Raw genomic sequence first — 12778 nt, forward strand, 5'->3', positions numbered from 1 at the left:
TGCAGTCTCTTTTGTTACCGAGACATTTGCCATGAAACTTAAAGCACTCCTGGCAGGGCTGGCCCTGATCTCTGCCTCATCTTTTGCCGCTGACAGCCTCGCTTTCTGGGATTCGCCGCAGCACGGCGGCAACAGCTTTAACCGCCTGCCGCCTGACCAGGCCTATTTTTCTGCTCTTAAGGGCTACGGCGCCACCTGGGTAAGGCTGTCCTGGGATAAATGGCAGCCGGAGCAGCGTGATTTTTTGTTGGGGAATGCCGACAACTATCAGGGGCTGATGAAGCAGGATCTGCAAACGCTCAAAGACACGCTGGCCCGCGCCCATGCCGCCGGGCTTAAAGTGGTGATTACGCCGCTTTCGCTGCCCGGTATGCGCTGGTCACAGAACAATAATGGCCGGTTTGACGACCGGCTGTGGCAGGACAAACGTTACTGGCAGCAAAGCGCGAAGTTCTGGCGCGATCTGGCCGCACAGCTAAAAGATAACCCGGCTGTTGCCGCGTACAACCTGATTAACGAGCCTGCGCCAGAGAAGCGGGCGGGGCTGCCGGAACACGCCTCACCGGAGGAAATGAAGGCCTGGTATAAAAAACAGCAGGGTACGGCGAGAGACTTGCCTGAGTTCTATCAAACCGTTATTAAAGCGATACGTGAAGTCGATAAGACCACGCCTGTGATGGTAGATAGCGGCTGGTATGCCGCCGCCGACAGCTTCAGCTACTGGCCATCCGCCCTGAGCGACAGTCGCGTGCTCTACAGCTTCCATATGTACGAACCCTACGACGCGACCAGCGCACCCAACCTTAAACGTCTGAAGCCCTATGCCTATCCCGGCGTCGTCCCTTTCGGCGGCAAACAGGAAAAATGGGACGGTGAACGCGTGGCCGGCTATTTGCAGCAGCCGTTTTCGTGGGCTAAGCAGCGCGGCGTGGCAGAGAATCGCATGGTGGCCGGTGAGTTTGGCTGTATGCGGCAGCTGGCCGGGTGCCGTCAGTATCTCGAAGATGTCCTCCGCGTCATGGATAAAACGCAGGCCCACTGGGCATTTTACAGCTTCCGCGAAGATGCCTGGGACGGCATGGATTACGAACTCGGGAAAAGCAAAGTGCCCTGGTCGTACTGGAAGGCGATTGATGCGCATAAGCGAGATACTTTACCGCGCCATGCCACGCCCGAGTTTGAGCCGATAAGCCGCCGGCTGGCATCACCCACGCGATGAGTTAAGCGTTACGCACTAATGCCAGTTGATGGGTATTTTGAATCATAATGACTAATTCAGTCATGCTCTATGGCTTTATTATGCTATGTTTTTTCTCAGGAATTCCCATAGCGGCAATGAGGCAGGATGAGCAGCAAACTCGATCAGTTTATTCAGCAGGCCGTCAGCGCGGTGCCCATCAGCGGCACTTCGCTGATTGTTTCTTTATACGGCGATGCGCTGGCCCATCGCGGCGGCGAGATCTGGCTGGGCAGCCTGGCGGCGATGCTGGAGCCTTTAGGATTTGGCGAGCGTTTTGTCCGGACGTCGCTTTTCCGCCTTAATAAAGAGGGCTGGCTCGACGTGGAGCGGGTGGGGCGACGCAGTTTTTATCGCCTGACGGACATGGGCCAGAGAATGACCCGCCGTGCGGAGTCCAAAATTTACCGTGCCGGCCAGCCGGCCTGGGACGGGAAGTGGCTGCTGCTGCTTTCTGAAGGTCTGGAAAAAACCACGCTGCAGCAGGTGAAAAAACAGCTTATCTGGCAGGGCTTTGGGGCGCTGGCGCCAAACCTGATGGCTTCTCCCTCACAAAATCTGGCGGACATTCAAAGCCTGCTGCACGAGGCGGGCGTGGCCGAGCAGGTTATCTGTTTTGAGGCCGAATCCCCGCTGCAAACATCGCGCGCGGCGCTAAAGTCCCGCGTCGAAGAGTGCTGGCTTTTGACCGATAAAAACGAACGCTACGCCGAGTTTATTCACTCCTTCCGCCCGCTGCTGCCGCTGCTGCGCGAGGCGGGAAGCGATGAACTGACGCCGCAGCGCTGTTTCCAGATTCAGCTGCTGTTGATCCATTTCTACCGTCGTGTTGTGCTGAAAGATCCGCTGTTGCCGGACGAACTGCTGCCGCCGCACTGGCTGGGGCAGAGCGCCCGTCAGCTGTGCATCAATATCTATCAGCGGGTTGCCGCCGGTTCACTGGCTTACCTCAGCGAACTGGGCGAAACTTCGGTGGGTGATTTGCCTGCCCCGGTAAGCGGCTACCACACGCGATTCGGCGGACTCACACCCTAAAATAAGGAGCCCGTATGTCCATTTATCAGATTGATGGCCTGACGCCGGTTGTCCCGGAAGACAGCTATGTGCATCCCACGGCGGTGCTGATTGGCGATGTTATCCTCGGCCACCGCGTCTACATCGGCCCTAATGCCAGCCTGCGCGGCGACTTTGGGCGCATCATTGTAGAAGATGGGGCGAACGTGCAGGATAACTGCGTAATGCACGGATTTCCGGAGCAGGATACGGTTGTGGAGCAGGACGGCCATATCGGCCACGGCGCAATTCTTCATGGCTGCCGCATCGGCAAAAATGCGTTGATTGGCATGAACGCGGTCATTCTGGACGGCGCGCAAATTGGCGAAAACTCAATTGTCGGCGCGGCGGCCTTTGTCAAAGGCAAAGCCGAGTTTCCGGCGAATACGATGATTATTGGCAGCCCGGCGAAAGCGATCCGTGAGTTAAGACCGGAAGAGCTGGCCTGGAAAAAACAGGGGACGAAGGAGTATCAGGATTTGGTGATTCGCTGTCAGCAAACGATGCATCAGGTTGAGCCGCTGCGTGAGGTAGAGGCGGGGCGTAAACGTCTGGTGTTTGAGGATTTGCACCAGCCTAAGCGGTAAAGTGACCCTCTCCCCGGAGGTTATCTCTGTTACATATTTTCCTTTCAAATGCAGGAGGTATCTTTCGCTCCGCAGTTATTCCGTTCACCCATAGATCTGTTTTCTGTGCACGCTCAGAGCACGGTGAACGTGTCAGGTGGCATTACGCCATGCCCCCTGACAACCCCCGGCGCCCGGCAGCTCAACCCCGCCTGAGTTGGGTCATAACCGGGGGCGATGAGAGCCGGGAACAAATCTTCCCCTCACCCCAGCCCTCTCCCCAAAGGGGCGAGGGAGAAAACAAAAGCTATGGGAAACATTGTTTATCCCCTCTCCCTTCCAGGGAGAGGGTTAGGGTGAGGGTAAAAATAAGAAGCGAGGCTCGGTTCCGGCTTAAATCGCCTCCGTTTTCTCTCCGACTGGCCAGGGTCCGGACGTCGGGAACGGCCGGAGGCTGAGAGCGTCGGGAACGCATCTCAGCCGACCCAGGACTGGGAGATAAAACGGAGGTTTACCGCTTGCGGCGATTTATTTGGCCGGGAGTCCGGGGTCTCGGGGGAATGACGGTGATTTCCCCGAGACGTTCACCGGTATAATGGTGACATGTGAAGCAGGACTGGAAGTGAACGGAAACTTGGGCAGTCCTTCATAGAGCGTATTTGTGACTAAGACACAGCGCGGGGTGAGGGTTAGTCACTCCAGGAACAAATCTTACGCAGCAACGATGCTGTCGATAGCGGCTTTCGCATCAGTTTGTGCTTTAGCAGCCACTTCCGGGCCGTAACCAAAACCTTCAGCAAACACGTAGTTCACGTCGGTGATCCCGATGAAGCCCAGGAACACGTTCAGGTATGGCACCAGCAGGTCGGTTGGGGTGTCTTTGTGGATCCCGCCGCGGCTGGTCACAACCAGGGCACGTTTACCGGTCACCAGGCCTTCAGGGCCTTTCTCGGTGTAACGGAAGGTGACGCCAGCGCGAGCCACCAGGTCGAAGTAGTTCTTCAACTGGGTAGGGATGTTGAAGTTGTACATCGGCGCGTTGAACACAATCACGTCGTGCGCTTTCAGTTCGGCAATCAGCTCATCAGACAGCGCCAGAGCTTCCTGCTGGCGCGGCGTCAGTGCCGCATCAGAAGGGCGCAGAGCACCGACCAGTTCGCCATCCAGCACCGGAATTGGGTTTGCTGCCAGGTCACGAACGGTGATTTCGTCAGCGCTGTGTTTTTCACGCCATTGTTCAACAAAATAGTCGGACAGCTGGTTGGACTGAGAGTAACCTGCCAGGATGCTGGATTTTAGAACTAATACTTTGCTCATGGGGTGATTCCTTAGTGTTTGGTCAGTCGGACAATGTGCCCGTTCGCTAGGACTTAATGTATTCACAATCCGATTACAGAGATAGCGCAATATATCGAACCCTATATTCGAATTTATTGAACAAGGCGCTAAAAATCGGGGTGTGGTAAAATAGCTGAAATCAACGCCGTGACTTATCCGGTTGTGCCCGGTAGCGAAATAACGATAGATAAAATGGAAATGACTAAACCCTCGCTGTCCTCTTTGTTTGCCCGTCTTGACGGGCTGATGCTCCGCGACAGACAACGCTTTTCTCGCCGTCTTCACGGCGCGAAGAAAATTAAAAACGCTGATTCTCAGCAGGCCTTATTCGACACGCTGGCCGCAGAAATAGACGCCGCGGCGGCTAAAGTGCTGCTGCGCGAAGCCGCGCGGCCGGCGATTACCTATCCTGAAAACCTGCCCGTCAGCCAGAAAAAACAGGACATTCTTAATGCCGTGCGCGAAAACCAGGTGGTGATCGTGGCGGGTGAAACCGGCTCGGGCAAAACCACCCAGTTGCCAAAAATCTGCATGGAGCTGGGGCGCGGTGTTAAAGGCCTGATTGGCCACACTCAGCCTCGCCGCCTGGCGGCGCGTACCGTGGCAAACCGTATTGCGGAAGAGCTGCAAACCGAACCCGGCGGCTGCGTAGGCTACAAGGTACGTTTCTCCGACCACGTCGGCGATAACACCATGGTCAAGCTGATGACGGACGGGATCCTGCTGGCTGAAATTCAGCAGGACAGGCTGCTGATGCAGTACGACACCATCATCATCGATGAAGCCCACGAACGCAGCCTGAATATCGACTTCCTGCTCGGCTACCTGCGCGAGCTGCTGCCGAAGCGCCCCGATCTGAAGATAATTATTACCTCGGCGACTATCGACCCGGAACGCTTCTCGCGCCACTTTAATAACGCGCCGATTATCGAAGTTTCGGGCCGTACTTATCCGGTGGAAGTGCGCTACCGCCCGATGGTCGAAGACAACGACGATACCGACCGCGATCAGCTGCAGGCTATTTTCGATGCCGTTGACGAGCTTGGCCATGAAAGCGCGGGCGATATCCTGATCTTCATGAGCGGCGAGCGGGAAATTCGCGATACCGCAGACGCGCTGACGAAGCTTAATTTGCCGCATACGGAAATCCTGCCGCTCTATGCTCGCCTGTCCAACAGCGAGCAGAACCGCGTTTTCCAGGCCCACGTCGGGCGGCGTATTGTGCTGGCGACCAACGTCGCGGAAACCTCGCTGACCGTGCCGGGTATTAAGTACGTTATCGACCCGGGTACGGCGCGTATTAGCCGCTACAGCTACCGAACCAAAGTCCAGCGCCTGCCGATTGAGCCGGTTTCTCAGGCTTCGGCCAACCAGCGTAAAGGCCGTTGCGGTCGCGTGTCGGAAGGGATCTGTATTCGTCTTTACTCCGAAGACGACTTCCTGTCGCGCCCTGAGTTTACCGACCCGGAAATTCTGCGAACCAACCTCGCGTCGGTCATTTTGCAGATGACGGCGCTGGGGCTGGGTGATATTCAGGCGTTTCCGTTCGTTGAAGCGCCGGATAAGCGCAATATCCAGGACGGCGTGCGCCTGCTGGAAGAGCTGGGCGCCATTACCAGCGATGAAGATCACAGCGTTTACAAACTGACGCCATCTGGTCGCCAGCTTTCACAGCTGCCGGTCGACCCGCGCCTCGCCAAAATGGTGCTGGAAGCGCAGAGGTTTGGCTGCGTGCGTGAGGTGATGATCATTACCTCCGCGTTGTCTATTCAGGACCCACGCGAGCGCCCGATGGACAAGCAACAGGCGTCGGACGAGAAACATCGCCGTTTCCACGACAAAGAGTCAGACTTCCTGGCTTACGTGAACCTGTGGAACTACCTCGGCGAGCAGCAAAAAGCGCTCTCGTCGAATCAGTTCCGCCGCCAGTGCAAGCTGGATTTCCTGAACTACCTCCGCGTTCGCGAATGGCAGGATATTTATACCCAGCTGCGGCAGGTGGTGAAAGAGCTTGGCCTGCCGGTGAACAGTGAACCCGGCGACTTCCGCGCGGTACACTCGGCGTTGCTGACGGGGCTCTTGTCCCACATCGGGCAGAAAGACACGGAAAAACAGGAGTATACCGGGGCGCGAAACGCTCGTTTCTCCATCTTCCCTGGCTCCGGCTTATTTAAAAAACCACCGAAGTGGACGATGGTGGCCGAGCTGGTGGAAACCAGCCGCCTGTGGGGGCGCATCGCTGCCCGTATCGATCCAGAATGGATTGAGCCGCTGGCGCAGCATCTGATTAAGCGCTCCTACAGCGAGCCGCACTGGGAGAAAGCCCAGGGCGCGGTGATGGCGCAGGAAAAAGTCACGCTTTATGGGCTGCCGATTGTGGCGGCGCGTAAGGTGAACTACAGCGACATTGACCCGGCGCTGTGCCGCGAGCTGTTTATCCGCCACGCCCTGGTGGAGGGCGACTGGCAAACCCGTCACGCTTTCTTCCGCGATAACCTCAAACTGCGGGCGGAAATCGAAGATCTTGAGCATAAGTCTCGCCGCCGTGACATCCTGGTGGACGACGAAACGCTGTTTGAGTTTTATGACCAGCGCATCTCTCATGAGGTGATTTCCGCACGCCATTTCGATAGCTGGTGGAAAAAAACTGGCCGCGAAACGCCGGATCTGCTGAATTTCGAAAAAAATATGCTGATCAGGGAAGGCGCGGAGCAGGTCAGCAAGCTGGACTACCCGAACTTCTGGCATCAGGGCAACCTGAAGCTGCGCCTGACCTATCAGTTTGAGCCTGGCGCGGACGCCGACGGCGTAACGGTTCATATCCCTCTGCCGTTGCTTAACCAGGTTGAGGAGGCCGGTTTTGAGTGGCAGATCCCTGGCGTGCGCCGTGAACTGATTATCGCCCTGATCAAGTCTCTGCCGAAGCCGGTGCGACGCAACTTTGTCCCGGCCCCTAACTATGCGGAAGCGTTTTTAGGCCGGGCTACGCCGCTGGAACTCCCGCTGCTGGACAGCCTTGAGCGCGAATTCCGCCGTATGGCGGGCGTGACCATTGACCGGGAAGACTGGCACTGGGATCAGGTGCCCGATCACCTGAAAATGACCTTCCGCGTAGTGGACGAGCACAACAAAAAGCTGAAAGAGGGTAAAGACCTTAGCGAGCTGAAGGGCGGCCTGAAAGATAAGGTTCAGCAGACGCTGTCCGCCGTGGCGGACGACGGCATCGAGCAGAGCGGACTGCACATCTGGAGTTTTGGTTCGCTGCCTGAAAGCTATGAGCAGAAACGCGGCAACTACCGGATGAAGGCCTTCCCGGCGTTGGTGGATGAAAAAGAGAGCGTGGCGATTAAGCTGTTTGATAATCCGCTTGAACAGCAACAGGCAATGTGGCGCGGGCTGCGCCGTCTGCTGCTGCTGAACATTCCGTCGCCGGTGAAATACCTGCATGAAAAGCTGCCGAATAAAGCCAAGCTTGGCCTCTACTTTAACCCGTACGGCAAAGTGCTGGAGCTTATCGACGACTGCATTTCCTGCGGTATTGATAAGCTGATTGCGCAAAATGGCGGGCCGGTCTGGAGCGAAGAAGGGTTTGCGGTGCTGCATGAAAAAGTACGTGCAGAGTTGAACGACACGGTGGTTGAGATTGCCAAACAGGTCGAGCAGATCCTTACGGCGGTATTTAACATCAACAAACGGCTGAAAGGGCGCGTGGATATGACCATGGCGCTTGGCCTGTCGGATGTTAAGGCGCAGATGAGCGGCCTGGTTTATCGAGGTTTTGTGACCGGCAACGGCTATAAGCGCCTCGGCGACACGCTGCGTTACCTGCAGGCTATCGAGAAGCGGCTGGAAAAAATGGCTATCGATCCTCACCGCGATCGTGCGCAAATGCTGAAAGTGGAAAGCGTGCAGCAGGCATGGCAGCAGTGGTTGAACAAGCTACCGCCAGCCAGCCGCGAGAACGAAGAGGTGCAGGAGATCCGCTGGATGATAGAAGAGCTGCGCGTCAGCTATTTTGCCCAGCAGCTGGGAACCCCGTATCCGATTTCCGATAAGCGTATTTTGCAGGCGATGGAGCAGGTAGCGCTCTGATATCAATCCCTTTCCAGCTGGAAAGGGGTTGGCTCATTTCACTCTTGCCAGTGTAAAACCATCCCAGCCTTTACTGCCGACCGTTTGTAGCGCGGTTACAGAAAGGCCTGTGTGGTTTCCCATCATTTCGATAAAGGTTCTCACGCCCTGAACGCGATCGTCGTCGCTGTCGGGGTTGGCAACCTCACCGTCACGCACCACGTTGTCCCCGATAATTAGCGTGCCAGGGCGCGAATATTTTAATGCCCATTCCAGATAAACCGGGTTATTAGGCTTATCGGCATCGATAAAAATCAAATCGAACGGCGCTTCATTACCCAGATGGGCGAGCGTTTGTGCCGCGGGGCCGATATGCAATTCAATAGTTTTTTCCAATCCTGCGAGCTTAATATTTTTTTGCGCAACTTCGGCGTGACGAGGGTCGGCTTCAAGCGTAACCAGCTTGCCGTCAGCGGGCAGGGCTCGCGCCATCCAGACGGAACTGTACGCTCCCAACGTACCAATCTCGAGGATTTTGCGCGCGCCGGTTATCTCCACCAGCAGCTGAAGGAATTTCCCCTGGTTAGGGGCTACATCGTGGGCGGGTAGCCCAGCGGCATGATTATTGTCGAGGATTTGTTGGAAAACGGTATCGGAAGGGATCAAAGCACTGACGAGGTATTCATCTACATCGGACCACTGCTGCATCACTAACTCCTTGGGGCGGGGTAAGATTTCCCTCTCCAGTAGGAGAGGGCCAGGGTAAGTTCATTCCATAACAAATTCAGGCGATTCGGCGCTTATCTTCCGCTTCGCTACGGGTAATTTTCACCGGAACGGATTTTGACGTCGGCGTACCGGTGCCGTCACCAACGCTGCCAAGCGGCACCAGCGGGTTGGTTTCCGGGTAATAGGCCGCGAGGTTACCGCGCGGAATGTCATACGCGACCAGCTTAAAACCTCTGACTTTACGGGTAATCCCGTCGTGCCAGACGGTTTCAATATCGACTTTATCACCGTCGTTCAGACCCAGCTCACCCATGTCATCAGGATGAATAAACAGGACTTCACGCTGGCCGTAAACGCCGCGATAGCGATCGTCCAGGCCATAAATCGTGGTGTTGTACTGATCGTGAGAACGCAGCGTTTGCAGCGTGAAGGGGGCCGTTACGCCTTCCCACAACGAGTCAGGCAGTGGGGCATGGCTGAATTCCGCTTTACCGCTCGGCGTATTAAACCGCAGTTCGGCTGCCGCATTCCCCAAATAAAATCCGCCGGGTTCTTCGCAGCGCTGATTGAAGTCTTTAAAGCCGGGCAGGGTGGCGGCAATATGATCGCGAATAAGGTTGTAGTCGTCGGCAAGCTCGAGCCAGTCGAGTTTGTTTCGGCCTAAAACCGCATCGGCAATACCGGCCACAATGGCGGTTTCCGAACGCTGCGTATCCGCAATCGGCTTACCGATGCCTTCGGAGGCGTGCACCATGCTGAAGGAGTCTTCGACGGTGACAAACTGCCGCCCGGTAGCCTGCATATCTTCTTCAGTGCGGCCCAGAGTGGGCAGAATCAGCGAGGCTTTGCCCGGCACGAGGTGGCTGCGGTTAAGCTTGGTGCTGATGAACACGGTCAGGCCGCAGCGGCTAATGGCTTCTTCCGTTCTTGGGCTGTCCGGTGCCGCAGCGGCAAGGTTTCCGCCCAGCGCAACCAGCACTTTTATTTCATCGCGCAGCATGGCGGCCAGAGCTTCAACGGTGTTGTGGCCGTGCTCGCGCGGAGGCTCAAAATCAAAGTGGTTGGCCAGGTTATCCAGCAGGCTTACCGGCGGCTTCTCGTCAATCCCCATCGTGCGGTTGCCCTGCACGTTGCTGTGACCACGCACCGGGCACAGGCCAGCGCCAGGGCGGCCTAAATGCCCTCCGAGCAGCTGCAGGTTGACGATTTCACGCACGGTATTCAGCGAGTGTTTATGCTGGGTGATGCCCATGGCCCAGGTAAAAATGACCCGTTTTGAATGCTGCCAGATTGCTGCGGCGTCTCGGAGCTGCAGTTCGCTCAGGCCGGACTGCTGGGTGATTTTCTCCCAGCTGGTTTCATCGATGGCGGCAAACCAGGCGTCCACGCCCTGGGTATTGGCGTCGATAAATGCCAGATCGAACACGCCTTCTTCGCCTTCGGTAATGCGGCGGCGATGGACTTCCAGCAGCGCTTTGGCCATACCGCGAACGGCGGCCATGTCGCCGCCCAGATTCGGTTGGTAATAGTTGGTGCTGATGGTGCCCGCCAGAGGGGTGATAACTTCCAGCGGCTTTTGCGGATCGGCAAAGCGTTCCAGGCCGCGTTCACGCAGCGTATTAAAGGTGACTATCTGGGCACCGTTTTCCGCCGCATGACGCAGGCTGTGCAGCATTCGCGGATGGTTGGTGCCGGGATTCTGCCCAAAGACAAAAATGGCGTCGGCTTTATCAAAATCATCCAGTCTGATGGTGCCTTTTCCTACGCCGATGCTGCGCTTCAGCCCGCTGCCGCTGGCTTCATGGCACATGTTTGAGCAGTCCGGAAAGTTATTGGTGCCCAGCATGCGGCCAAAAAGCTGATAAAGGTAAGAGGCTTCATTGCTGGCGCGGCCGGAGGTGTAGAGTTCAATCTGATCCGGGTTATCCATTGCCTTGATATGTTGCGCAATCAGGCTATACGCGCTGGCCCAGCTGATGGGTTCGTAGCGGTCAGTTTGCGGATTGTAGCTAAGTGGTTCGGTAAGGCGGCCCTGATATTCGAGGAAGTAGTCGCTTTGTTGATAAAGTTTACTGACGCTGTGTTGAGCAAAAAACTCGCTGTCGATAAAACGGCGAGTGGCTTCCCAGGTGACGGCTTTAGCGCCATTTTCGCAGAAGCTAAAGGTGCTTTTGTTATCGTCACCCCAGGCACAGCCCGGGCAGTCAAAGCCTTTGGCCTTGTTCATGCGCATCAGGTTGCGCAGGTTTTTCAGAGCATGTTTGCTGTCGATGACGAAGCGGGTGGTCGCTTCGAGAGAACCCCAGCCGCCCGCAGCGGCCTGGTAAGGCTTGATAGCCGATTTGAATTTCATATGGCAGGTGTCACTTGTTATGGTTGATTGCGCAATAACACAGATGAGTTGCTTACCTTTAGTTTACTCCTGATTAACATTTGTGGAAGCGCTAACGTCAATCGGCGGTCAACGAAACGGCCCGGGTCGAGTAAAATAGCCCGCAAGACTGCACTGCTTCACCGTCATAAAAGGAAGGGATAATGACCGTATCCATCAGTTGCCACAGGGATATAGAAGAACTTCAGCGTGTTGAAGCGGCGGCGGCTCGTCGTTTTCTCAGCGTGCCTGAACTCGCGTTTTTAGCGGAGTTCGGAGTAACGGATGCGGCCACGCATGCCGCAGCGATCGAAGATGGACAGGCCTGGAAGGTGACGGGAAGCGACGGCAGGATCAAAGGATTTTGCTATTGCGAACGCCATGATGATGCGCTGTATCTGGCCGAGATTTCTACCCATCCGGATTTTCAGCGTCAGGGCGTAGGGAGCTTACTTCTGGCCGAGGTAAAGCGTAAAGCGCAGGCGCTCGGCGTGAGCCAGATTACGCTCACCACTTACCGGGACGTGGCCTGGAATGGCCCCTGGTATCGGCGTCACGGCTTTGAGATTATTGTGGATTCGCAGCTTACGCCGGAACTGACTTGCTGTTTAGCGCACCAGCGTGGGGCCGGGCTTATGGTTTTACCCCGGTGCGAAATGCGTTATTTACTCGGGGAGGGGGAGATCCCTGTCGATAAACCACTTCCGTAGCCGGGTAAGCTGCCGGATGTGATAGCCAATCGCCAGCTCTTCGTACAGCGTCGTCGGGGGCGTAAGCGGCGCAACATCCGGCCTGCCGCTCAGGATGGCTCGTCGCGCCTGATACCAGGCCCGGCGTTTCATCTCAATTTCATCTGGTCTTGTTACCCGATGTTTGCTCACGGTCATAGTCTGCCAACTTATAGTAAGGCGCGATTATACCCCGCAAAGCCGTCGATATGTCGTCCGATCTCCACGGGTGCCCATTTTTATTCAAGAAAAAGCTAATCTTGTCATAACGTTGCGTAATAATTAGCTTGCTGTCGTGCGATATATTCTGCCAATGGCTGACACGACCTGTCATCTGTTCGCGTTAACATTCCTGACACCTACTTGCAGGAGAAACACTCATGACCCCCCCCGAAAAAAGCACGCTGCTGGCAGACCGTATTGCCGGGATCTTTTGTGAAATGCTGAGCTGCGAGCGCGTGTCCCGTCACCAACTGGCCAGTAAATTTGGCGTCAGTGAACGCACGATTTACCGGGATCTCCGGCGACTTAGCAACTATGTTTATCATGTTGGCGACGATCAGTATGCCCTTAGTCGGGAAGTGACTCAGCAGCTGGAAAATTATCTGCTGCGGGTAAAGCGGAAAAAGCGATCTCATGAACTCTAAAGCGGGCTTAAAGCTTCATAGCTACGCCGCCGATAATA

General features: G+C 56.0%; 10 protein-coding genes. 6 read left to right on the top strand and 4 right to left on the bottom strand.

The window, feature by feature from the left end:
* Window positions 1–31: 31 nt before the first annotated feature.
* From ACE38U_RS14920 to paaY, 3 genes are all read left to right on the top strand, one after another.
* The gene (locus tag ACE38U_RS14920; RefSeq protein WP_375530043.1) at window positions 32–1219 is read left to right on the top strand and encodes a glycoside hydrolase family 5 protein; all 1188 of its coding nucleotides are present in this window, start codon (window positions 32–34) and stop codon (window positions 1217–1219) included.
* 126 nt (window positions 1220–1345) lie between these two features.
* The gene (paaX, locus tag ACE38U_RS14925) at window positions 1346–2272 is read left to right on the top strand and encodes a phenylacetic acid degradation operon negative regulatory protein PaaX (RefSeq protein WP_038472850.1); all 927 of its coding nucleotides are present in this window, start codon (window positions 1346–1348) and stop codon (window positions 2270–2272) included.
* Between the two features lie 14 nt (window positions 2273–2286).
* The gene (gene paaY / locus ACE38U_RS14930) at window positions 2287–2877 is read left to right on the top strand and encodes a phenylacetic acid degradation protein PaaY (protein ID WP_176982158.1); all 591 of its coding nucleotides are present in this window, start codon (window positions 2287–2289) and stop codon (window positions 2875–2877) included.
* Between the two features lie 690 nt (window positions 2878–3567).
* On the opposite strand, the gene azoR is transcribed toward paaY, so the two are convergent.
* Complete coding sequence (gene azoR / locus ACE38U_RS14935) at window positions 3568–4173, bottom strand: FMN-dependent NADH-azoreductase (protein ID WP_008459208.1); 606 nt, start codon at window positions 4171–4173, stop codon at window positions 3568–3570.
* Window positions 4174–4386: 213 nt separating this feature from the next.
* Between azoR and hrpA the strand changes: the two genes are divergently transcribed.
* Entirely contained in the window at window positions 4387–8286 is a 3900-nt protein-coding gene (gene hrpA, locus ACE38U_RS14940; RefSeq protein ID WP_038472844.1) for an ATP-dependent RNA helicase HrpA, read from the top strand.
* Window positions 8287–8319: 33 nt separating this feature from the next.
* Here the strand turns inward: hrpA and ACE38U_RS14945 are convergent, their stop codons facing one another.
* Together ACE38U_RS14945 and ACE38U_RS14950 are read right to left on the bottom strand one after the other, a co-directional pair.
* A complete protein-coding gene (locus ACE38U_RS14945; protein ID WP_176982705.1) occupies window positions 8320–8976 on the bottom strand; it encodes an O-methyltransferase in 657 nt (218 codons plus the stop codon).
* Between the two features lie 73 nt (window positions 8977–9049).
* Entirely contained in the window at window positions 9050–11347 is a 2298-nt protein-coding gene (locus tag ACE38U_RS14950) for an FdhF/YdeP family oxidoreductase (protein WP_375530044.1), read from the bottom strand.
* 182 nt (window positions 11348–11529) lie between these two features.
* Here ACE38U_RS14950 and ACE38U_RS14955 point away from each other — a divergent pair, with 182 nt between their 5' ends.
* On the top strand, window positions 11530–12075 hold the full coding sequence (locus ACE38U_RS14955) for a GNAT family N-acetyltransferase (RefSeq protein ID WP_375530045.1): 546 nt from the start codon (window positions 11530–11532) through the stop codon (window positions 12073–12075).
* Here the strand turns inward: ACE38U_RS14955 and ACE38U_RS14960 are convergent.
* Window positions 12031–12207 carry a hypothetical protein gene (locus ACE38U_RS14960; RefSeq protein WP_375530046.1) on the bottom strand — a complete coding sequence of 59 codons (177 nt, stop codon included), beginning with the start codon at window positions 12205–12207 and terminating at the stop codon, window positions 12031–12033. The genes ACE38U_RS14955 and ACE38U_RS14960 overlap by 45 nt on opposite strands.
* Before the next feature lie 266 nt (window positions 12208–12473).
* On the opposite strand from ACE38U_RS14960, the gene ACE38U_RS14965 reads away from it, so the two are divergent.
* Entirely contained in the window at window positions 12474–12740 is a 267-nt protein-coding gene (locus tag ACE38U_RS14965; RefSeq protein WP_038472829.1) for an HTH domain-containing protein, read from the top strand.
* Window positions 12741–12778 lie beyond the last annotated feature (38 nt).

Source organism: Cedecea selenatireducens, assembly GCF_042138895.1.
Classification (GTDB): domain Bacteria; phylum Pseudomonadota; class Gammaproteobacteria; order Enterobacterales; family Enterobacteriaceae; genus Cedecea; species Cedecea selenatireducens.